Raw genomic sequence first — 23989 nt, forward strand, 5'->3', positions numbered from 1 at the left:
GATCATATGACAAAGATTACGACCAAGAATCCTGTTGTGAGTGCTGTTAATTGGAATAGATTGCGCGATGAGAAAGATCTGGAGGTATGGAATCGTTTAACTGGAAATTTTTGGTTGCCTGAAAAGGTCCCACTTTCTAATGATATCCCTTCATGGTCAAGCTTGACGGAAGATGAGCGCAAATTAACGATTCGTGTTTTTACAGGATTAACGCTTTTGGATACGATTCAAAATACCGTGGGAGCCATTTCACTTATGGCTGATGCGATAACGGAACATGAGGAAGCAGTATTGACGAATATTGCCTTCATGGAAGCGGTTCATGCACGTTCTTATTCCTCTATTTTTTCAACTTTATGTTCGACTGCAGAAGTCGATGATGCATTTAGATGGTCAGAGGAAAATATTCATTTGCAGAAAAAGGCTAGATTAGTGCTTGAACGTTATGAAGCAGCTAATCCGCTCAAAAAGAAAATTGCTTCGACTTTACTAGAAAGCTTTTTATTTTATTCGGGCTTTTATCTACCAATGTATTGGTCAAGTCGTGCTAAATTAACAAATACAGCTGATCTCATTAGACTTATCATCCGTGATGAAGCGGTCCATGGTTATTATATAGGCTATAAATTTCAATTAGGATTTGCAAAGCTTGATGAAGCTGAAAAGAAAGAAATTAAAGATTTTGCGTTTAGTTTGCTCTTCGATCTTTACAATATTGAATGTAAATATACTGAAGATCTTTATGATACCCTTGGTTTAACAGAAGATGTAAAAATTTTTCTTCATTATAACGCAAATAAAGCTTTGATGAACTTAGGGTTTGAAGCTCTTTTTCCGCCAGAAGCTTGTCACGTCAATCCTGCTATTTTAGCGGCTTTATCACCAAACTCTGACGAAAATCATGATTTCTTTTCTGGATCTGGTTCTTCTTATGTGATTGGTAAGGCGGTTGCGACTACAGATGATGATTGGGAGTTTTAGTTTTGATATGAAAAGAGAATGGCACGGGGGATGCCATTAAGATCATTGCGTATTTCTAGACACTGGAAACTATTCTTTTCAAATAAGTTGCAGACCTCTTTTTCTTGAGAATAGCCGATTTCAACAGCCACATAGCTTTTTTCTTTTAAGTAATTTGGGGCATCATGTGCAAGTTTTCGGTGAAAATGAAGACCATCTTTTCCGCCAATCAATGCGCGTAGGGGATCATGTAAACGGACTTCTTTTGCAAGATTTTTGATATCTGTTTCTGGAATATAGGGTGGATTGGAAATAATAAGGTTAAATTGACCAGCGACGCTATCAAACCAATCGCTCAGAAGAGGGGTAAAACGGTTCATAACCCCTGCATTCTCTGCATTTTTTGTAGCTGTTTTAAGAGCATCTTCAGAAATATCAACTGCTATTGCATAAGATTGGGAAATTTGTTTGAGAATCGCAATAGCAATAGCGCCACTTCCCGTTCCCATATCAAGCAGTGTTATTTTTTCCGATTTTTCACTTTGTTTTTTGAGGAGTGGCAAAACAAGGTCTACGAGCGTTTCTGTATCGGAACGGGGTTCTAATGTATCCTGAGATAGGGTAAAAGATATGCCATAAAACTCTCTTTTGCCAATAATACGATAAACAGGTTCACCATTAAGGCGTCGTTGTATGGCTCGTTCTAGCTGTGCAACTTGTTCGAGAGAGAGGCACATATCTGGTTGGGTAATTCTAGCCAATGTATTTGTATTTGTTATCCATTCCACAAGCACTTTTGCATCAAGATGAGCTTCAGAAACACCTTGAGCACGTAGTTTTTCCCGCGTTTTAAAAAGAATCTCATTAAGAGTATGAATTTCATCCATTATGATCCATTTCCATGAGAAGTGCTGTCTGGTGATCGGATATGAGTGCCTGAATAAGTTCCTCAAGATCTCCTTCTAGGATGCGGTCAAGTTTATACAAGGTGAGATTAATACGATGATCAGTGACACGTCCTTGTGGAAAATTATAGGTGCGAATACGTTCTGAGCGGTCACCAGAGCCGACTTGGTTTTTACGGGAAGCTGAGCGTTCACTTTCGGCTTTTTGTCGTTCGATATCAAATAAGCGTGCGCGTAAGATTTGGAGCGCACGTGCACGGTTTTGATGTTGTGATTTTTCTGCTTGTACAACCATAATTCCAGTTGGAATATGGGTGATACGAACAGCTGAGTCAGTTGTATTGACATGCTGTCCTCCTGCTCCAGATGCACGCATTGTATCGATACGAATATCTTCTGGACGAATTTCAATATCAATTTCTTCTGCCTCTGGAAGGACGGCAACAGTAGCAGCAGATGTATGGATGCGTCCACCTGTTTCTGTTTCAGGGATGCGTTGCACACGATGAACGCCTGATTCAAATTTCAATTTAGAAAAGACACCTTTTCCTGAAATAGTTGCAATAATTTCTTTATATCCACCAACTTCGCCCTCATTGAGTGAAACAACTTCAACTTTCCAATGATGAAAAGCGGCATAACGTTCATACATGCGAAAAAGATCACCAGCAAAAAGTGCTGCTTCTGATCCACCGGTTCCTGCTCGAATTTCAATAATGGCACTTTTTTCATCGGCAACATCTTTAGGCAAAAGAAGAATCTGAAGCTCTTGTTCAAGTTTTTCTATTTTCTGATGTAATAATGGTAATTCCTCTTGAGCAAGGTTACGTATCTCTATATCTGTTACTTTATCATGAGTGAGCATTTCTAGCTCTGTGATTTCTGTGTAAAGAGCATTTAATGCGCGTATAGAGCTAACAATTGGTTGTAATTCTGCATATTCAAAAGCTAACTTTATGTACGTTTCAGTATTCGGATTTTGAGCCATTTGGCCCTCAATTATTTCAAAGCGCTTTTCAAGTTGCTTCATGCGATCTTGTGGAAGAGGAACCATGATAATATGAGCCTAATTTATGATAATATTTTTCGTTTTAATATTAGAAATTGAGTGCTTTATAGCATCAGATAAAAGACACCATAAAGCAGAAAGTTTTTTACCATTGGATCTATAATTTCTAAGGTAAACCTATATAAATTCAATGTATATAAGAAGATTTTTGCTTATACATACAAGATTATTGTATTAAGTGTTACGTTTTTTTCCATAAAGTTCAAGGCGATGGTGGATAATATCATAGCCAAGAGATTTCGCAATTTCTTCTTGCAGCTTTTCAATGATATCAGAATGAAATTCAATCACTTTTCCCGTTTCCACATCAATAAGGTGATCATGGTGTTGTCCATCTGCTTGCTCGAAACGAGATGGTCCACCACTAAAGGTATGGCGGTGAATTGTCCCATTTCCTTCTAATGTTTTCATGGTTCGGTAAACTGTTGAAAGGGAAATACTAGAGTCTATTTTATGGGCACGTTGAAAAATTTCAAACGCGTTTGGATGATCATTTGTATCCGTCAAAATATCAAGAATAACACGTCTTTGACGTGTTACTCTCAAACCCGCAGTTCGTAATTCCTGTTCATAATTTCTCTTTTTACTCATCTTCTTAATCGTTTGTTTCTCAAACGAAGGCTCCATGACAGTGTTTGTATTTTTTCTCTGAACCACAAGGACAACGTTCATTTCTCCCAACTTTTCCCCATGTGGTTGAATCATTTGGATCACGGTCTTTAGGATTCACAATCCTATTTCCCTGTGATAACGTCCATGCAGCTTGTCCACTTTCTTTATTTTGATCGTTTAAGCGAGGAGAACTCGCATCATGATGCTCTGTTGGAAGTGGTTCTGTAGGTTGCTGAGTAATTTCGAAACACATAAGTTTAGAAGTAACACTTCTACGCAAATTTTTAAGCATAACTTGAAAGAGTTCAAATGATTCTGTTTTATATTCATTAAGTGGATCTCGTTGTGCATAACCACGAAAGCCAACAATGGAACGTAAATGATCTAAGCTTACCAAGTGCTCACGCCATAATGTATCAATAGTTTCGAGTAACATGGCTTTATGAAAATAAGCCATAATTTCTGGGGAGTAGCGTTCAGTACGTTCATTTTCAAGTTTGGTAACAGCATCTGATATACGTTCAAAAATTTGCTCTTCGGCAATTCCATCTTCTTTTATCCATTCCTCTACAGGAAGTTCAAGATTGAAGAGTTGGTGAATTTCCTTTTGTAGAGTTTTTACGTCCCATTTTTCGGAATATGTTCCAGATGGGATATAGGTTTCTACGAGATCTTCAACTACTTCATTACGCATTTCAAGGATTATGTCAGATAAATCGTCTGAATCCATGACTTCCATACGTTGTTCAAAAATGACCTTACGTTGATCATTCATGACGTCATCATATTTTAATAAATTTTTACGAATTTCAAAATTGCGTGCTTCGACTTTTTTCTGTGCTTTTTCAAGAGCTTTATTAATCCATGGATGGGTAATTGCTTCATTTTCTTTCAAGCCCAGTTTTTGCAGCATACTGTCCATACGGTTGGAGCCAAAGATACGCATAAGATCATCTTGCAGAGAAAGAAAAAACTTTGAACGACCAGGATCGCCTTGGCGACCAGAGCGACCACGTAACTGGTTATCAATACGACGGCTTTCATGGCGTTCCGTGGCAATGACATAAAGACCTCCTGCAGCCAATGCTTTTTCTTTAAGCTGTTGAACATCTTTTTTAATTGCTTCTATTTTAGCTGTCCGCTCTTCTCCCTCGGGGATATCTTGTAATTCTTGTCGGATACGCATTTCAATATTACCGCCAAGCTGGATATCAGTACCACGACCAGCCATATTGGTTGCAATGGTTATAGCACCAGGAACCCCTGCTTGGGCAATAATATAAGCCTCTTGCTCATGATAGCGGGCATTTAAAACTCTAAAATTGGTAAGACCTTCTTTCCGTAAGCGCTCTGCCAATTGTTCTGACTTTTCAATAGATGTTGTTCCAACAAGAATAGGTTGTTCTTTTTCATGGGCTTGGCGAATATCACGCACAATAGCACGATATTTTTCTTCCACTGTTCGATAAATTTCATCATCTTCATCAAGACGCTGTATTGGCAAGTTTGTGGGAATTTCGACAACTTCGAGACCATAAATATTACTAAATTCTTCCGCTTCTGTTGTCGCTGTTCCAGTCATCCCAGACAGTTTTCTGTACATACGGAAATAATTTTGGAATGTGATAGAAGCAAGCGTTTGGTTTTCTGGTTGAACAGAAACATGTTCCTTTGCTTCTAGGGCTTGATGGAGTCCTTCAGAATAACGCCGTCCTGGCATCATACGACCTGTAAATTCGTCAATGATAACAATTTCATCATTACGTACAATGTAATCTTTGTCACGAACAAATAACTTGTGGGCTTTAAGAGCATTATTAACATGATGAACGATAGCAACATTTTCTATATCATAAAGACCTCCGTCTTTAAGATATCCTGCCTGTTCGAGCATTTTTTCAATTTTTTCAGTACCAGCTTCAGTAAAAGTGATTGTTTTTTGTTTTTCATCTATTTCGTAGTCTTCTGGAGTTAAGGCAGGAATAAATGTATCAATAAGGTTATAAAATTCAGTGCGGTCTTCTAGAGGACCAGAAATAATAAGAGGGGTACGTGCTTCATCAATGAGAATTGAATCGACTTCATCAACAATGGCATAGTGGTGTCCGCGCTGAACCATTTGACTACGATCAAAGGTCATATTATCACGCAGGTAGTCAAAGCCCAATTCATTATTTGTCGCATAGGTAATGTCACATGCATAAGCTTCTCGGCGGGCATCATTATCCAGATCATGGAGAATTACACCCGTTGTTAAGCCTAGGAAACTGAAGATCTTTCCCATTGTCTCAGCATCACGACTTGCAAGATAATCGTTTACGGTGACGACATGGACACCTTTTCCTTCTAAGGCATTGAGATAAATTGGCAAAGTTGCCATTAATGTTTTTCCTTCACCGGTGCGCATTTCAGCAATGCCACAATTATGAAGAACCATACCACCAATGAGCTGGACATCAAAAGGACGCATATTATAAACACGTTTTGCAGCTTCACGAACGGTTGCAAAAGCTTCTGGTAGGAGCAAATCAATGGTTTCACCTTCAGCAAGACGCTTACGAAACTCATCCGTTTTTTGGCAGAGTTGCGCATCGCTCAATTTCATAAATTGTTCTTCTAAGGTATTAATTTTTATAACTTTTTGGCGAAGGATCCTGAGACGTTTCTCATGGGGTGAACCAAAAAATTTACGCGCTAAAACACCTAAGCTGACCATCTCAGGTCCTTTCTTTTAATTGTTGTCACTTTTGTTAGGTAATTCATACATTATCCCTATGCTCTGCACTTCCAAGACATTGAATATAACTGTGTGGAAATGGTACCGCCATATTTTTTTTGTCTGCAGTCTTTCACTTCAATTATAAAATAGAGATAAGAGTCCAACTGCACCGTGTCAACGTTAGCAATGCTGTTTAGTTGATGCGATACAACATAATTAAGGATATAATACACCATTTTCCCATACTACCATGTTTTCCATGAGGGTTAAATAGGATGTGATAAACTGATATAAAAGGACAGTTTATGCTTTTTAAAACAAAATTATTCATTTATTTATCTATGTTTAGAGATTAAATTGTTATAGCTAAGAAAAGTAAAATCTTAAACCTGCTTTCATTTTTAAGGAGTATATTTATGAAGTTCAATTTTATCACATTGTTTTTGACATCAACTTTATTGGCGAGCAGCAGTTTAGGGGTGATCGCCAAAGAAAGTGCACATTCATCATCGAGCGATTTAAAAACTTTGGAGAAAGCTTCTGAAAAAACAATTTCTCCCTCTCATGTTATGGCAGTAATTGATGGAAAAAATATTACAGCAGGGCAATTGGATGAGTTAGCGCTTGAAATTAATCCTAATTTAGTACGTTTTCCTGATGAGCAACGTCGTATAATGGTTTTAAAAGCTTACTTGGATATGCAGGCACTTGCTAAAGCAGCAATAAGCAAGGGCATAGATAAAACTGAAGCTTACGATAAGCGTATGGCAACGATGCGTGACAATGTTCTTCAGCAGCTTTATTTTAAACAAACAATCGTTGAACAGATTTCGGATGATGATTTGGAAGCTCTTTACAAAAAAGAAGTTGCTGCTTTACCCAAAGAAGATGAGGTTAAAGCGCGTCATATTTTGGTCAAAACAAAAAAAGAGGCGGAAGCTATCATTAAACGTTTAGGCAAAGGGGAAAGTTTTGAAGAAATTGCAAAAAAGAATTCAACAGATGGTTCTGCTGCTGTTGGAGGAGATCTTGGTTATTTTAGCCATGGCCAAATGGTTAAGCCTTTCGAAGATGCTGCGTTTGGTTTGAAAGTTGGCGAATACACCAAGAAACCTGTTGAAAGCCCTTTTGGTTGGCATATTATTAAATTAGAGGATCGTCGTTTAAAACAACCCCCAGCGTTTGATGATGTTAAAGAAATGTTGCGTACACAACTGATAAAAGAGCGTTATCAAAAATTGATTGTTGATTTACGTAATAAGCTAGAGGTGAAGTATCCTGATCCTGATGTGACAAGACTCATGCAATCGATTGATCAAAATGAAACACAGTTACCAGATGAGTCACAGGACGAAGAAGATACGGAATAACCAAGAAAATGAGGTCAACAGTGTTTTTTCTGTGTGATGTAACAGAGTAATTTTTTTTAAGAACTCTGGCGCTTATTTGTTTAGAGATCGTTGGTTTGTAATCATTTCTATGGAAAGCATATTGTGGTTTTAAAAATATCTCCTTTGTCTCCGCAAAATATACAGGAGCTTCCGCCGTTATCTGGTGTGCGGATAGCAACAGCTGAAGCTGGGATTAAATATAAAGGTCGTACAGATCTTCTTTTCATCATATTTGATGAACCAGCGAGTGTAGCTGGTGTTTTTACGCGCTCAAAATGTCCGTCTGCTCCTGTAGAGCATTGTAGGGCATCGCTTCCCCATGGAATTGCAAGAGGTGTTGTTGTTAATTCTGGGAATGCAAATGCTTTTACGGGACGCAAAGGAAGGCATGCAACAAATGAAATCATGTGTGCAGCAGCAAGTGCTTTAAAGGCCAGAAAAAATGAAGTTTTTATAGCTTCTACGGGCGTTATTGGTGAACCAATGGATGCATCCGCTATTGTAAAGTTTTTACCATCTATGATGGAGAGAGCAGAAGAAGGAAACTGGTTGGAAGCTGCAAAAGCCATTATGACAACGGATACATTTCCTAAACTCGTGACTTGTAGGTTTGATTGTGGGGGAGAGATTGTTACCATTAATGGGATCGCAAAAGGTGCCGGTATGATTGCCCCAGACATGGCAACGATGCTTTCTTTTGTTGTAACTGATGCTAAAATTTCTGCAGATATACTTCAGTCCATGTTATCAGAGGCTGTTCAGAGTTCTTTCAATGCAATTACTGTGGATAGCGATACTTCAACATCAGATACACTTATGATGTTTTCTACAGGAAAAGTAAAGGAAAGCTTCTCATGTCTTATGAGTCAATCCGATCCGCGCTATGAAGTATTTTTAAAACATTTAAAGGTGCTTTTACGTGAGCTTGCATTACAAGTTGTTTGTGATGGAGAAGGTGCTCGTCACTTAATTGAGGTGAATGTGACGGGTGCTACAACGGATAGTGCTGCTAAGACGATTGCTTTATCAATTGCAAATTCACCACTTGTCAAAACAGCTATTGCCGGTGAAGATGCCAATTGGGGTCGGGTGGTTATGGCCGTTGGTAAGGCAGGTGTTGAGGTGGATCGTGATCTTTTGTCGATTTGGTTTGGTGAAAATCGTTTGGCTGTTAATGGTGAACGTGATCCGGAATATTGCGAAGAGACAGTAGATGCGTATATGCGAGGCAAACACATCACAATTCGTGTTGATATTGGTTTGGGAACAGGTAAAGCGACTGTTTGGTCGTGTGATTTGACGAAGGAGTACGTTAGGATTAACGGTGATTACAGAAGTTAGGGACCATACATTTTATGTGCAATAGTTGTATTTTTTATCAAAAATGATAGGGGATGACTTTTTATCTTGGAAGTAGCTCTTATGATAAAAGAGCGATTTATCATTTCTGTTGGAGAACAGTATGCGTGTGAAAAATTCACTTCTCCTTGTTGTTGCTGGTGCATTGGTGGATAAAGATAATCGTGTTTTGCTGACAGAACGTCCACAAGGAAAATCACTGGCAGGTTTATGGGAGTTTCCGGGTGGGAAGGTGGAGAAAGGTGAAACTCCAGAATCGTCATTGGTTCGTGAATTAGAAGAGGAGCTTGGTATTCACGTTAAGCCGAATAATTTATTACCTTTCACATTTGCAAGTCATAGCTATGAGGCGTTTCATCTCTTAATGCCGTTGTATCTTTGCTACAGTTATGAAGGTATTGTTCAAGGACGAGAAGGACAAAATTTTAAATGGATATTTATCAGTGAGCTTGATGCATATCCTATGCCTGATGCTGATAAACCGCTGGTTCAGGCATTAAAAAAGCTTCTTCTTTAGTAATTTCGAAAAAAATACCGTTATGTTAATAAGATGTCTATTTCATAGAGTATTAATAACAAAAGTATCTTCCATTTTCAGGTGATAAGCTCTTCATCATCTATCTATAGCGTAAAAAAAGTAACCTATAAGTATAATTTATCGTTTTAAGTTAAACGATCAGCGCTCTTGGTTTTTATCAAAAGATACTTTAAAAAAATCTGAATCATCATGCAGTTAAGAAGGCTCTGAAAATTTTTATTCTCTCATATTTATTTATGTATCCATAAGCTTTTAAAAATATACGTTATACTAAGAAGCTATTTTATTAAGCATAAGAGAAGGAAATATACTGCATGGGGTTTATACTTTTATTGTTTTAAAAGTTCTTACTCAAAATGAAAAGAATTTTTCAATTTCATCTGTAAAAGAGGGGACATAATTTTAAAAGTGTTTTTAGAGTAGATGAAGTATATGGTGAATGAGTTCGAAACGTAAGAGTGAGAGTAATATTGAGGATAGATGAACTATCATAGCTTTTTTATGGCTTACAAATGATGGGTTGCGTTTAGCAACATTCATGGGAGCCCCAAAAATGAGATGAGGAGCAAGGGAAGATGTTGGAGAAAGTACGCAGACAAGCAATCTGATAGCATGAGGGCGTTTATAGCTAATATCTGATAACTTTATTAGAGAGCTCAAATAACAAAAAGGTACGAGATTACGCAGTCTTTGTTTTTTAGAAGAGCTTGGCTTGAATATTTTTATAAAAGTTGTGAAGTTGTGAAAGGCAATGATGAAGTTTAACGAGAGTTTTTAGCTTTAAAAATGCATATTCTGTAAAAAACGGACTGATCATTCTATTATTTTTATCATTAAATAGATTTTTCTAGTGAAAGTTATTTGACGCTGATTTGTTATGATAAATCAATAAATGGCTTTTACCTGCTTATTTTAATGAAACTCTTCAGCAGAATGTTAATAGATTATCACAATATCCAAAAAATACATGAATGTTTATAAAAGTTTTGGCATGAATGATAGGGGCTTTAGAAAAGGCTAAGTTATTTATTCCTTTCAATATAGATAAGTTTACGAAAATATTTTTCTTATCACATAATATAAGTCAATGATCCCGCTTAGTATTGTTATTTTTGAGCTTGCAAAATGAGGGGCGAAAGAACCTAATAGTAAAAATATTTTGCATTTGTGCCCATATTAGTATTTTTATAAAGATATTCAGTAATAAGCGAGTACTGTCATTATATTTCCAAGCTCATCGGCAAATGCTGACATTTCTTATGCTTCAGCGTTTTGTAAGGGGTGTTTTTATCCGTATACCACCCCGCCTATAACATTCAAACAGATAGTTGTACTTGTTTTAATATAAACTAAGTTTGAAATTTAAAATTCTTATAATATGGACGGTTGTACTTGAATATACAAAACTATAAATTCATACAGACGGACTAAATATCGGACGGCGTTTTTCTACGGGATATTGTTGATATTTTTCGGCGATACGTGTAATAACTGTTTCCAACGGCTCGATGGTAACGTCCATAGAGAAGCCGTTTGCATGAATAATATTTTCATGGTCAATCATAATAGCGACATGACCTTTCCAAAAAACCAAATCGCCTCGTTGAAGTTTATCATCGTCCGTGAGCTGTTTTCCTATGGTTTTTTGCTGCATGTCAGTATCACGCAAAACCATGTTGCCAGTCATTATCATAGAAAGCTGAACAAGTCCCGAACAATCAATTCCAAAACCACTTACACCACCCCAAAGGTAAGGTGTGTGTGTAAAAGTTTCAGCGATGGTAACATAATCTTCATATACGTATCCAATAGGCCTAAGGTGATTTGTAATGACTGCTTTTCCATTTTCAAGGATAGAATATAAAGTGCCACGAACTTTAATTTCATCAATAACTGTTACTTTGCTTCCCATGGATAAGGTGTCGTCCATTGGTCCACGCAAATCAGCTTGTAAATATTGAAAAGTGCGTGGTACCGAAATAACATGTGTTTGCTTTACAGTTGATGTACAAAGAGCTGTTGTATCAATATAACCAACATAACCATCTTTGAGGGACTGTCCCCACGATATAGCTTCTTCTTGGTCAAAGATGAGAAGCTCCTCTCCAAATAAGCACTCTGTTTGCCTTTCACTTTTTTTACTGTTTTCTTTAAAAAGCCCAGTAATAGGTACATTAACACGTTTTTTTCTACCTTGAACAAAGCGTTGAGCAATTACTTCTTTTTCAAGACGTTGATCTGCTAGATCATCTCTGAATGCATATAGTCTTGGATCTTTAGCGACCATCTGTTTATCTTCCATTTTTATCTTTAAACAAGCTTCATGGGTATTGATAGGGGTTTAGATCTTCAAATCAAATAAAGTACAAAACACCATTTAAGTGATAAAAAATTGCTGCTAAGATTCAAAAATTGGTTCATTTTTATGGATATGTTGTGTCAATCCTTACTTTTAAAATGGTTATAAAGAGCACGAATAGCTTGTGCAGAACCGCCAACAGGGTAGCCTGGTTTTTCTTTCGAAACCCATCCATAGAGGTCAAAATGAGCAAAATGTTTGGTTTTTTCAACAAAAGAGTTAAGAAATAAGGCAGCAACTATAGAGCCCGCAAAGTTATTTCCAGTTATATTATTAAGGTCAGCAATTGGTGATGATAACATTTCTTGATAGGGTTTCCAAAATGGCATGTGCCAAAGAGGATCGGAAACAGAACACGCAGATTGAGAAATTTGTTGCGCCCACAATGGATCATTGCAATAAAATGCAGGAAGGTCTGGTCCTAATGCTATGCGTGCTGCTCCTGTTAAAGTTGCCATACAAATCATGAATTGAGGGCTTTCTTCATCACCATAGGTGAGAGCATCGGCAAGGACAAGTCGTCCTTCAGCATCTGTATTGCCAACTTCAACAGTTAAGCCTTTACGACTTTGGAGAATATCACCTGGTCGATAAGCATTACCAGAAATTGCATTTTCAACAGCTGGAATCAAAACACGTAAGCGGAAAGGCAATTTAGCATCCATAATAAGTTTAGCGAGCCCTAAAACATGTGCACTTCCCCCCATATCTTTTTTCATGAGTAACATGCCATTGGCCGATTTAATATTGAGTCCTCCTGTGTCGAAGGATACACCTTTACCAACCAACGTTATTTTAGGATGATTTTCTTGACCCCAGCATAGTTCAATGAGTCGTGGTGCAGTGCTACTGGCTCGTCCAACAGCATGGATCATAGGAAAATTATGTTTTAAAAGATCGTCTCCACAAATGCTTTGAACATAAGCACCGTAGGTTTTCCCAAGTTGACGCGTTGTCTTCTCGATGCTATCAGGACTCATGTCATTGGCGGGAGTATTAATAAGATCACGGACCAAAAAGACAGTTTCATAAACGCGTTTCAATTCATCGAAGTCAACTGTCTCGTTGACATAGATCGATAACGATTTATAGGGAGAGTTTTGATGATAGCGGCTGAATTGATAATTTCCCAATGCTAATCCAAGATAGCTATTGAGTTCATGGGAAGCCGTTCCTTCTAAATGCCACTGTCCAGAAGGAAGATTTTTAGCAAGAAGTCCTGTGATAAAAGGCTCATCACCATTACCAAGTCCAAAGAAAACTTTTTTTAAATGCCCTGTTTCATGAGGAATGAATAAGATTTGTCCGGCTTTCCCCGTGAAGTCATTCACTTCCATCCATGCTTTTGTTGATGCATCGAGTGGTAAATCAGCAAGGCTTTGAGGACTTACTAAAAATATGGGGCAGCTATTATCAGCGCGTGTTGTGCTAAAATCAATGTTATGTGAATGCATAATGATAAAATCCTTATAATCTTCGGAGTGCAACATATTCTACTAAATGGTTTTTTCCTTTTCGTAGAATGAGATTAGATCTTGGCCGTGTTGGTAGTATATTTTCTTGTAGGTTTTTCAAATTAATTGTTTTCCAGATATTTTCAGCAACTTTTAAGGATTCTGCCTCACGCATTCTTGCATAACGATGAAAATAGGACTCGGGATTTTTAAAAGCTGTTTTACGTAGATGTTTAAAACGTTCCAAATACCAGTGTCGAATGACTTCTGTTTCAGCATCCACATAAATTGAAAAATCAAAAAAATCTGAAACAAAGGGGACGATTTTGCCATCTTTAGGGAGATCACTGACCTGTAGGACATTAATACCTTCAATAATTAGGATATCAGGACGGTCAATAGTAATTGTTTGATTCTCCAGAACATCATAGGTTAAATGCGAATAAAGCGGCGCGCTGACATTACCAATACCAGCTTTTATGGCAGAAAGAAAGTTTAGCAATTTTTTAATATCATAGGAATCAGGAAACCCTTTACGATTCATACGATTTTTTTGTTGTAATACAGCGTTAGGATAGAGAAAGCCATCGGTTGTAATCAAATCAACTTTAAGACTAGATGTCCAGCGTTTCAAAAGTTCTTGAAGGATACGAGCGGTTGTTGATTTTCCTACTGCAACAGAGCCTGCAATCCCAATGATAAAAGGTGTTTTTTGAGCCCTTTCTTGATGTAAAAATTTTTGACGTTTACGAAAAAGCTCCTGCACAGATTCAACATGGCATGATAGCAAGCGTGATAATGAAAGATAAATGCGCTGTACTTCTTCAAGGTCAATTGGATCATCAATTGAACGTAACCGTTTAATTTCATCAAAGGTTAAAGTAAGTGGTGTGTCTGCACGAAAGCGAGACCACTCTTGCGCTGTAAAGACACGGTAAGGTGAATACCGATCAGAAACAGATTTCGTCAAGTTATCTTCTTGATTAATTTTTGAGAGTGTCGTATCAATCATCATTTTATTGACTGAAATTCTTTTACCAAAATTCTTTATTAAGAATGGGAAATTGAATTATTTTTCTGTACCTTAGAATGATAGTAACTCTTCATTAGCTTATAGTCCAGTCATTCCAATGTGTATTAATTTGTTTCAATGATAATCCTTGTGCCAAAAAAGCCCATAAAAGTAAACGTGCTTTTACGGCGGATAAATATCCAGACATAAGAGCGCCAGCAGCAATCAAATCAACTTCTGAACCTTTGTAACCATAAGTTGTGCGCGTTGTTGAGCCAGAATAGGAGCGGCTTGCGATAATAATGGGCATTTTTTGTGCATATTGTCGTACAATATCTGCTTCTTCAAAAGTACAGTGCCCTGATCCAAAGCCAGCAATGACAAGTCCAGCATAGCGTCCACTTTCAAGGCAGAATTTCATCAATTCTGTATCAGAAGATAAAGAGGAGTGAAGGAGTGCAACTTGGTGATCATAGCTTTGGGGAAGATGGAAAGTTGCTGGAAAAAAATTTTGATCATTAAAATAAACCAATCTTCCTTCCAAAAGAGTTCCTAAAATGCCTGGAAGTCCCGACTGAAATGTTTCAATTTTGACAGTATGACTTTTCTGAACCCAATAAGGTGAATGAATACTATCATTAATGACAACAAGAACACCTCTGTTTCGAGTTTCTGGATGAGCAGCAACGCGCGTTGCAGCTAACACATTAGCGGGTCCATCAGCACCTGGTTCACAGGGGATACGCATAGCACCGGTGATAATGAGTGGTTCGGCTTTATCCCAATAAAGAGAAAGAAAAAAAGCTGTTTCTTCGAGTGTATCAGTACCCTGAGTCAAAACAATACCTTCTGCACCATCTTTTACTTGCTGTTTTGCCCACTCTATGATTTCAAAAAGAATTTTGAAAGATAAAGATCCACTTGGTAATTGTGTCAGTGTTTGTGCGTGAATATGAGCAACTTTATTTAATTCTGGAACACTTTTAATGAGGATATCTGAAGTCAATGTTGGTTGCATTTGGCCAAAATTGTTCTCAGCCATTGCAATTGTTCCTCCCAATGTCCCTATTGCTATTTTTTTCATATTTTTTCCTTAGAAGTAAACTGCTTATAAAAACTGTTTAACAACAATTTGCATTGATAACAATGCACTCATTTTTTTATTTCAATAAATTGAATGATACTGAATCATTGTGTTTTGCAATATATGTTCTTAAATAAAGGAAATAGTGATTGGATTTTACATGATATAAAAAGAAATCAATATTAGGAATAGAGATTAATATTAGGGAGTTTCCTTATGGTGGAACATAAGCCAGACACAATGTATGGTACAACTATTATGACTGTACGAAAAGGTGGTAAAGTCGTGATGGCCGGTGATGGTCAGGTCTCACTTGGGCAAACAATTATGAAAGGCAATGCACGAAAAGTTCGTCGCCTTAGCAAAGATGGAACGGTGATTGCGGGTTTTGCAGGTGCTACAGCCGACGCTTTCACTTTATTAGAAAGGTTGGAAACAAAGCTTGAGCAATATCCTGATCAGCTTATGCGTGCATGTGTAGAACTTGCAAAAGATTGGCGGACAGATCGCTATTTACGTCGTCTTGAGGCAATGATGCTGGTGGCTGATAAGAAAATAACTTTAGCCCTTACAGGACTTGGCGATGTTTTAGAACCAGAAGATGGCGTTATGGCAATTGGTTCTGGAGGGAACTTTGCTCTTTCGGCGGCACGAGCGCTTATGGATATGGATTTGGATGCAGAAGTTATTGCCCGTAAAGCTATGGATATTGCTGCTAAAATTTGTGTTTATACCAATGATCATTTTACAATTGAAACATTGGATACAGAATTATCTTCTTTAAAGAAAGCTATTTGAATGTGTGTTGTATTTTCCCCTCGTGAAACTGTTTCTGAACTTGATCGTTTTATTATTGGCCAAAATGATGCCAAACGTTCTGTCGCCATTGCACTGCGCAATCGATGGCGTAGACAGCAGCTTGATGCTCCGATGCGTGAAGAAGTTATGCCAAAAAACATTTTAATGATAGGGCCAACAGGTGTTGGTAAAACGGGTATAGCGCGTCGGTTAGCAAAACTGGCTGGTGCGCCTTTTGTTAAAGTAGAAGCGACAAAATTTACTGAGGTTGGTTATGTAGGACGTGATGTTGAGCAAATTATTCGTGACCTTGTTGAAATTGCTATTTCTCTTGTGCGTGAAAAAAAACGAGATGAAGTGCAAGTAAAGGCTCAGATTAATGCTGAAGAACGGATTTTAGATGCTCTTGTTGGTAAAACAGCAAGTCCTGCAACACGTGATAGTTTTCGCAAAAAGTTGCGTGAAGGCGAATTAGATGAGAAAGAAATTGAAATTGAAGTCGCGGATAATAATAACAATAGCGCTTCAACTTTTGATATTCCTGGTATGCCTGGTGCGCAAATGGGCATTATGAATTTATCAGATATTTTTGGAAAAATGGGGAATCGAACGAAGGTTCGTAAAACAACTGTCAAAGATTCGTTTAAACCCCTCATGGATGATGAATCTGAAAAGCTTCTGGACCAAGATCAAATTATTCAAGAAGCGCTCCGCGTTACTGAAAATGACGGAATTGTTTTTATTGATGAGATTGATAAAATTGCAACGAGAGATGGTGGAGCAAGTACTGCTGTTTCACGTGAGGGTGTTCAACGCGATCTTTTACCTTTGGTTGAAGGAACAACAATTGCTACAAAATATGGACAGGTTAAAACAGATCATATCCTTTTTATCGCATCAGGCGCGTTTCATGTTTCAAAACCATCTGATTTATTGCCAGAACTTCAGGGACGGTTGCCCATTAGAGTGGAGTTAAATGCTCTCACAAGAGAAGATCTAAGGCGTATTCTAACCGAACCTGAAGCTAGTTTGATAAAGCAATATATTGCCTTAATGGCTACAGAAGAGGTTCATTTAGAAATTACGGATGATGCGATTGATGCTTTAGCAGATATTGCTGTTGATCTAAATGCAAGGATTGAAAATATAGGAGCACGCCGTTTGCAAACGGTCATGGAGCGCGTTTTGGATGAAATTTCTTTTACAGCGCCGGATAAAGCTGGAACATCATTTAAAATTGATGCTACCTATGTTCGACAATCTATAGGTGAACTTGCTGCTGATGTAGATCTTTCACGTTTTATCCTCTAAAGTCTATCACGTGTTTTTCTTATCGCTGTGCTTCGATAACTTTAAAGCCATGGGCTTGTTCATGTATCAACACTGTGCGAAAAATATTTTTTAATAATGTCTCATAAGGCAGGTGGCGGTTAGCAACGAGAAGCAAAGTCCCACCTGGCTTAAGACATTTGGCCGCATTTATAATGAAATGCTGACCTAATGAAATATCTGTCGTGTGTTGTGTGTGGAAGGGTGGGTTTGAAATGATTGTATCGTACAGATCTTTAATTGGTTCATGCATAAGATCATGCCAATAGAAGTGAAGCGGACAAGAGGTTGTTATTTGTTTGAGATGTTGCTCTGCTGCTTTCAAGGCATTATAATCAGCTTCATAGAGATCAAGACTCGTCATTTTTTCACTTTTTTCAAGTGCAGAATATGAAAGAAAACCCCAGCCAGCACCAAAGTCGGCAGTTTTTCCAGAAATAATCTTATGCATATGCAGAGTAAGCGCTGCCGAACCTGGATCAATACGACCGTGCGAAAACATGCCAGAAGAAGTTTGAAACTTATTTTCAAAACTGATTGGTGGTGAGCGCAATTGTGCGATTTTTTGTCTTTCTATTTTTGGTGGAACTTGAAGCCAGAAAACCAATCCATGACTTTTAGACAATTTATCGGTGATGGGAATAAGATTTTTGATCCATTTCATCATTGAGGCAGCACCGGTTGTTTTATTTCCACCGATAATAATCCATCCACCAGGTTTAACGCACTCTAATAAATCAAGAAAACAATTTTGGTTGAAAGCACGATATTTGCTTAAGTGCAAAAGTGCGCCATCATAGGCGAGAGTTTTTTCTATTTGAGGAGAGCAGTCAAATTGCGCATGAGAAAATTTTAAAAAATCTGGTCGCCAAGGTGTTATAACTTTTAAAGACTGTCTCCATTCTTTAGGAGGAAGATCCATTAAACCAAAGCTCAACCAAGATTGTCCTAAATCAGGAAGAGGCAGCGCATAGTTTTTAAAAGGTAAAAACAGTAACACATGTTATTCTTTCAAAGAAAAATGCCATTCTTATGATGAGGATGGCATTTTATTTGATGAGTCAGTCAAGAAAAGACTATTCTTCTTTTTTCTTACGAGGACGTTTGTTTGCGGATTTTCTTTTTTCATCCACGCACTTGTCTTGTTCTTCTTTTATCGATTTATCATCTGTAATCTCTTTACCTGTCTGTTGGTCAACAACTTTCATTGATAATCGAACTTTCCCACGTTCATCAAATCCCATTAGTTTAACCCAAACCTTACTGCCTTCTTTAACGACATCAGTTGTTTTTGTAACACGTTCTGATGCGAGTTGAGAAATGTGAACGAGTCCATCACGCGAACCAAAGAAATTCACAAATGCGCCGAATTCCGCCGTTTTTACAACTGTTCCTTGATAGATAGCACCAACTTCAGGTTCATCAACAATAGAATGAATCCAGCGTTTTGCTGTCTCAATAGTTTTAGCATCGGTAGAAGCAATTTTAATTGTTCCATCATCTTCAATATTGATTTTTGCCCCAGTTTGTTCAACGATTTCTCGAATAACTTTACCACCAGAACCGATAACATCGCGAATTTTATCAACGGCAATGTTCATAATTTCAATACGTGGAGAAAATTCACTAAGTTCAGCACGTGCACTTGTTAAGGCTTTCGCCATTTCGTTTAGGATATGGATTCGTCCATCTTTAGCTTGTTCAAGTGCAGTTTTCATAATTTCTTCGGTAATACCATCAATTTTAATATCCATTTGCAAAGCGGTAATACCATTTTCTGTGCCAGCGACTTTAAAATCCATATCTCCAAGGTGATCTTCATCTCCTAAAATATCAGATAGAATAGCAAATTGTTCACCTTCTTTAATCAATCCCATGGCAATACCTGCAACTGGGCGTGCTAAAGGAACACCGGCATCCATAAGAGCAAGCGAAGTTCCACAAACAGTTGCCATGGAAGATGATCCATTGGATTCCGTAATTTCTGAAACAGCACGAATAGTATAAGGGAAGGATTCTTTCGTTGGTAACATGGGATGAATTGCACGCCATGCCAATTTGCCGTGTCCAATTTCACGGCGACCAGGAGAACCAAGTCGTCCTGTTTCTCCCACTGAAAATGGTGGAAAATTGTAATGGAGAAGAAATGTTTCCTTATACATACCTGTTAAGGAGTCAACATATTGTTCATCTTCACCAGTTCCAAGTGTTGCAACAACTATGGCTTGTGTTTCTCCACGAGTAAAAAGTGCCGATCCATGTGTGCGTGGCAAAAGACCCACTTCTGATTGGATGGGGCGGACTGTTGAAAGGTTACGCCCATCAATACGTTTTCCCGTATCAAGAATATTCGAGCGTACAATCCTAGCTTGTAGTTGTTTGAAAACGGTTGCAATTTGATCTGTACTAAATTTAAAGTCCTCTCCTGTTTCTGGCATAAATTCATTGATGACTTTTGTTTTAATTGCATCGATTTCAGCATAGCGCTCTTGTTTGTCCGTAATTGTATAAGCTTTTCGTATATCCTGTTCAGCCATTTCCAGCATAGCTTTTTCAAGATCAGAAAGATCTTCAGGAACAAAATCACGTGGATCTTTTGCAGCAACTTCAGCCAGTTTTATGATGGCATCAATAACAGGCTGTATGTTTTTATGACCAAACGTAACGGCACCCAACATAACATCTTCTGGTAATTCTTGTGCTTCTGATTCAACCATCAACACAGCACTTTCAGTGCCGGCAATCACAAGATCAAGCTTTGACTCAGGCATTTCATCAATATGCGGATTGAGAATATATTGTCCGTTACAGTAGCCTACACGAGCACCAGCAATGGGGCCAATGAAAGGAACACCTGACAGCGTCAAAGCAGCGGAAGATGCAATCATTGCAAGGACATCAGGATTATTTTGAAGATCATGTTGTATAACAGAAACAATAACTTGAGTGTCGTTTTTATAACCATCGGCGAAAAGGGGGCGAATGGGACGATCAATCAAACGTGAAATCAAAGTTTCATTTTCGGTTGGTCGGCTTTCACGTTTTAAATAACCACCTGGTATTCTACCAACAGCATAGGATTTTTCTTGATAATTAACGGTAAGTGGAAAAAAGTCTTGATCTGGTTTTGGACTTTTTGCTGATACAACGGTTGCTAAGACAATGGTCTCTCCATAGGTAGCAATCACTGCACCATCGGCCTGACGCGCTATTTTCCCTGTTTCAATAGTGAGTGGCCGACCGGCCCATTCAATTTCTATCTTATGCGTTTTAAACATTTTTCATCCTTAAGCGACCAGTGCTCACATCTTTGATCGGTTCGCACCTTGGAGCGTTTATTTTGCGTAATATATTTAAAGTAGGGGCAGGACGACAAGATACTTCTACTTTTTTGCGAGGAGAAAGAAATAAATCGCAATTTAAGCGCAAAGCAGCTAGCAATCCTGCCCTATTATGACGACTCGTTCGTTTTTATAGTCTCAAATTAAAAAATGGACGGTTGTTTGAAAATATCATCCCCATTTTTCTTTTAACGACGTAAGCCTAATTTTTTGATAAGTGTCTGATAACGGTTTTGGTCAATTCCTTTCAGGTAATCAAGAAGACGGCGACGTTGAGAGACCATCTTCAAAAGACCACGACGAGAATGATTATCTTTTTTATGAGATTTAAAATGGTTTGTTAAATTCACAATACGTTCAGAAAGTACGGCTACTTGTACTTCTGGTGATCCTGTATCACCAACTTTATTTGCATATTCTGCAACAAGAGCTTGTTTGCGTTCAGGTGTAATCGACATCGTATTATCCTTTCAAAAAACAAAGAAACAAAAGTCACCCACAGCCGAGATGTCGTTCAGCAAGGGCCTACGAAGAAACAAGTAGAGTTGAAGACTCTCGCTTGCGGCAACATTTATATAGGAAAGGAGGTTAAAATACTAGCCCTTAAAAACGGTCTTAAAATTCTTAACTTAAAAATTTAAAAACCCTTTCAAGTGAAGGGGTTTTATGTTGAAATATTGATTTTAATAGGGTTTTATGAGAGTTTTTAAGGAGTTGTGTATTATTTTGATACAATGATAGCTGCTTTAAAGAGTTTAGGTATGATAACATAAGCAATCAATACCGATTTGGAGACAAAAGATGCAGAGCATTTCGACGTTAGAACTTTTTCGTAATTCGGTATTTCGAAACTTATGGTCGTCCACTCTTATTTCCAATTTAGGAGGGCTGATACAAGCTGTTGGAGCAGGGTGGCTCATGGCATTGATCAGTTCTTCGCATTCGATGGTTGGTTTTGTTCAAAGTGCCACAACATTACCACTGGTTATGTTTTCTCTTATGGCGGGAGCATTAGCCGATAATTTTAATCGTCGTCAAATTATGTTGTGTGCGCAGATTATGATGATGATGATATCCACAAGTCTAGCTATTTTAACTTATATGGATTTGTTAACACCTTCAATTTTATTATTTTTGACATTTTTGATCGGATGTGGAACGGCTTTTTATAATCCTTCTTGGCAGGCAACAATAGGGGATATTGTGAGTAGGGAAAGTATCCCCGCTGCGGTCAGTTTGAATAGTGTAGGCTTTAACTTGATGCGTAGTGTAGGTCCCGCCATTGGGGGGGCTATTATTGCAGCGTTGGGTGCAGCAGCAGCGTTTTTATTCAATGCAATAAGTTATATCCCCTTAATTGGTGTTTTATTTTTCTGGAAACCAAGCTATAAAAACAATACCTTACCACGGGAAAGGCTTTTAGGAGCTGTTTCAGATGGTTTGCGTTATGTTGCGATGTCGCCAAATCTTCTCAATATTATGGTCAGGGCATTTCTTTTTGGTATCGGAGCGATTTCAATTTTAGCGCTTTTACCAATTGTTGTGCATAAAATTCTTGGGGGGAGTGCACTTCTTTATGGGACATTGTTGGGTTGTTTTGGTCTGGGCGCTATGACAGGTGGTATTATTAATTCATCTGTACGGAATTATTTTCGTTCAGAAACGATTATTGCAAGTGCATTTGTTGGTTTTGCCTTTTCCTGCTTTTTTTTAGCAATAAGCCGCTCACTCATTATAAGTCACCTTGCTTTATTTCCTGCAGGTTTGTGTTGGGTTTTAGCATTATCGCTATTTAATACATCTGTACAGCTTTCTACACCGCGTTGGGTTGTTGCACGTGCTTTAGCACTGTATCAAACGGCATCTTATGGCGGGATGGCTATCGGAAGCGCCATTTGGGGAGTCCTTGCTGATGGTTATTCTCCAACAATTGCTTTGAGTATTTGTTCTCTATTCTTAATTTTTGGAGCTCTTGCAGGGATAAAGTTTAGAATTCAAGAAATTCCTGAGATAGATTTGGATCCACTTGATCATTTCAGAGAGCCAGAGCTTTTGCTCAACTTAAAAGCACGTAGTGGCCCGATTATGATTATGATTGATTATCAAATCCATGAAAATGATTTGGAAGAGTTTCTCAAAGTGATGACACGTCGTCGTCATATTCGTTTACGGGATGGTGCTCGTCAATGGGTTCTGTTACGTGATCTCGAAAGACCTGAATATTGGACAGAATCATATCACATGCCAACATGGGTGGATTATTTGCGCCATAACCATCGTCGTACAAAAGCAGATGCAGAGGTAAATAAGCTTTTGCGCCACTTAAATCGTATGCCAGATGGTATAAGAGTACATCGTATGATTGAGCGGCAGACAATACCACATGCCAGCGAGATGCATCTAAAACCCTCGGCGGAGCAATTACCTTGATGGTAAAAAGGGCTAAAACAGTTTTTCTATAAACGATTCCACATATAGATTCACATTATGCATAAAAACACAATAAAGTCAATATGTTGATTGCAATTATTTTATATGAATCCACTTGAGAATCCATCTTTTTATACGTGATTCATTTGATTATTTTTTATATAAGATTGGCATGTATGAATAGACCGTAAAAAGCAAATCATGATGTAAATATTATAACGCATGGGTGCATTCAAATGAAATGAAAAGCAGTTATCATACATAACAGTTCATAAATTTTATGATACGTTTTTTATCACAGTACAAATCACATTGTTTAAAAATTTAGTCGTTTGAAATTATCGATAACATAAATTGTATACGCTTAAAGAATGGTATGAGTTTTGCTCTTTTTTGAGCGAAACCTTCAAAGGAATAATCGTTTGAAACGGTCATAAGCTTATGGGTTTAATTTAAAAAATTGCATAAAAGGATTAAGGACAAGATCGCTTTTAAAATGCTGTCTAAAAGTTTAGAAAACGATAAAGAGGTATTTTATATCTTATGAAATCAAAAGCCTTTTAATGAATAGATTGCAGGCTAGTTTTTAAGAACGGAACTATTCGCTTCCACAAAAAAATGGAGGCAAA

General features: G+C 37.8%; 18 protein-coding genes. 7 read left to right on the plus strand and 11 right to left on the minus strand.

Features of this window, described 5'->3' with window-relative positions; all coding sequences use genetic code 11:
* Window positions 1-6: 6 nt before the first annotated feature.
* Window positions 7-981 (plus strand): class 1b ribonucleoside-diphosphate reductase subunit beta, encoded by a 975-nt coding sequence (gene nrdF / locus ABID23_RS03745; protein ID WP_354189473.1) that lies wholly within the window; start codon window positions 7-9, stop codon window positions 979-981.
* On the opposite strand, the gene prmC is transcribed toward nrdF, so the two are convergent.
* From prmC to secA, 4 genes are all read right to left on the minus strand, one after another.
* Window positions 978-1847 (minus strand): peptide chain release factor N(5)-glutamine methyltransferase, encoded by an 870-nt coding sequence (gene prmC, locus ABID23_RS03750; protein ID WP_354189475.1) that lies wholly within the window; start codon window positions 1845-1847, stop codon window positions 978-980. The genes nrdF and prmC overlap by 4 nt on opposite strands.
* The gene (gene prfA, locus ABID23_RS03755; RefSeq protein WP_354189477.1) at window positions 1840-2919 is read right to left on the minus strand and encodes a peptide chain release factor 1; all 1080 of its coding nucleotides are present in this window, start codon (window positions 2917-2919) and stop codon (window positions 1840-1842) included. Before prfA ends, prmC begins: the two co-directional genes overlap by 8 nt.
* Window positions 2920-3108: 189 nt before the next feature.
* Window positions 3109-3606, minus strand: coding sequence for a Fur family transcriptional regulator (locus ABID23_RS03760; RefSeq protein WP_354189479.1), 498 nt, complete (start codon window positions 3604-3606; stop codon window positions 3109-3111).
* Entirely contained in the window at window positions 3545-6262 is a 2718-nt protein-coding gene (gene secA, locus ABID23_RS03765) for a preprotein translocase subunit SecA (protein WP_354189481.1), read from the minus strand. Before secA ends, ABID23_RS03760 begins: the two co-directional genes overlap by 62 nt.
* A 419-nt stretch (window positions 6263-6681) precedes the next feature.
* Between secA and ABID23_RS03770 the strand changes: the two genes are divergently transcribed.
* The 3 genes from ABID23_RS03770 (at window position 6682) to mutT (ending at window position 9532) form a co-directional block, all read left to right on the plus strand.
* The gene (locus ABID23_RS03770; RefSeq protein WP_354189483.1) at window positions 6682-7635 is read left to right on the plus strand and encodes a peptidylprolyl isomerase; all 954 of its coding nucleotides are present in this window, start codon (window positions 6682-6684) and stop codon (window positions 7633-7635) included.
* Window positions 7636-7758: 123 nt separating this feature from the next.
* Complete coding sequence (gene argJ, locus ABID23_RS03775) at window positions 7759-8997, plus strand: bifunctional glutamate N-acetyltransferase/amino-acid acetyltransferase ArgJ (protein WP_354189485.1); 1239 nt, start codon at window positions 7759-7761, stop codon at window positions 8995-8997.
* 121 nt (window positions 8998-9118) lie between these two features.
* Complete coding sequence (mutT, locus tag ABID23_RS03780; protein ID WP_354189487.1) at window positions 9119-9532, plus strand: 8-oxo-dGTP diphosphatase MutT; 414 nt, start codon at window positions 9119-9121, stop codon at window positions 9530-9532.
* A gap of 1435 nt (window positions 9533-10967) precedes the next feature.
* Here the strand turns inward: mutT and ABID23_RS03785 are convergent.
* From ABID23_RS03785 to ABID23_RS03800, 4 genes are all read right to left on the minus strand, one after another.
* Window positions 10968-11840, minus strand: coding sequence for a C40 family peptidase (locus tag ABID23_RS03785; protein ID WP_354189511.1), 873 nt, complete (start codon window positions 11838-11840; stop codon window positions 10968-10970).
* A 152-nt stretch (window positions 11841-11992) separates the two neighbouring features.
* The gene (locus ABID23_RS03790) at window positions 11993-13366 is read right to left on the minus strand and encodes a leucyl aminopeptidase family protein (RefSeq protein ID WP_354189489.1); all 1374 of its coding nucleotides are present in this window, start codon (window positions 13364-13366) and stop codon (window positions 11993-11995) included.
* Window positions 13367-13379: 13 nt separating this feature from the next.
* Window positions 13380-14378, minus strand: coding sequence for a type I pantothenate kinase (coaA, locus tag ABID23_RS03795; protein ID WP_354189513.1), 999 nt, complete (start codon window positions 14376-14378; stop codon window positions 13380-13382).
* A gap of 94 nt (window positions 14379-14472) precedes the next feature.
* Window positions 14473-15462 (minus strand): asparaginase, encoded by a 990-nt coding sequence (locus ABID23_RS03800; protein ID WP_354189491.1) that lies wholly within the window; start codon window positions 15460-15462, stop codon window positions 14473-14475.
* A gap of 216 nt (window positions 15463-15678) precedes the next feature.
* Here ABID23_RS03800 and hslV point away from each other — a divergent pair, with 216 nt between their 5' ends.
* Both hslV and hslU read left to right on the plus strand, forming a co-directional pair.
* Window positions 15679-16260, plus strand: a complete 582-nt coding sequence (hslV, locus tag ABID23_RS03805) for an ATP-dependent protease subunit HslV (protein ID WP_354189493.1) — start codon at window positions 15679-15681, stop codon at window positions 16258-16260.
* Window positions 16261-17571: an ATP-dependent protease ATPase subunit HslU gene (gene hslU / locus ABID23_RS03810; protein WP_354189495.1), complete on the plus strand. Its 1311-nt coding sequence runs from the start codon at window positions 16261-16263 to the stop codon at window positions 17569-17571.
* A 19-nt stretch (window positions 17572-17590) separates the two neighbouring features.
* On the opposite strand, the gene ABID23_RS03815 is transcribed toward hslU, so the two are convergent.
* From ABID23_RS03815 to rpsO, 3 genes are all read right to left on the minus strand, one after another.
* Window positions 17591-18589, minus strand: a complete 999-nt coding sequence (locus tag ABID23_RS03815) for a class I SAM-dependent methyltransferase (protein ID WP_354189497.1) — start codon at window positions 18587-18589, stop codon at window positions 17591-17593.
* 76 nt (window positions 18590-18665) lie between these two features.
* Window positions 18666-20867, minus strand: a complete 2202-nt coding sequence (gene pnp / locus ABID23_RS03820; RefSeq protein WP_354189499.1) for a polyribonucleotide nucleotidyltransferase — start codon at window positions 20865-20867, stop codon at window positions 18666-18668.
* Window positions 20868-21118: 251 nt separating this feature from the next.
* Window positions 21119-21388: a 30S ribosomal protein S15 gene (rpsO, locus tag ABID23_RS03825; protein ID WP_354189501.1), complete on the minus strand. Its 270-nt coding sequence runs from the start codon at window positions 21386-21388 to the stop codon at window positions 21119-21121.
* 343 nt (window positions 21389-21731) lie between these two features.
* Here rpsO and ABID23_RS03830 point away from each other — a divergent pair, with 343 nt between their 5' ends.
* Window positions 21732-23360, plus strand: coding sequence for an MFS transporter (locus ABID23_RS03830; protein WP_354189503.1), 1629 nt, complete (start codon window positions 21732-21734; stop codon window positions 23358-23360).
* The last annotated feature ends 629 nt before the right edge of the window (window positions 23361-23989 follow it).

The organism is Bartonella silvatica (assembly GCF_040545155.1).
GTDB lineage: Bacteria > Pseudomonadota > Alphaproteobacteria > Rhizobiales > Rhizobiaceae > Bartonella > Bartonella silvatica.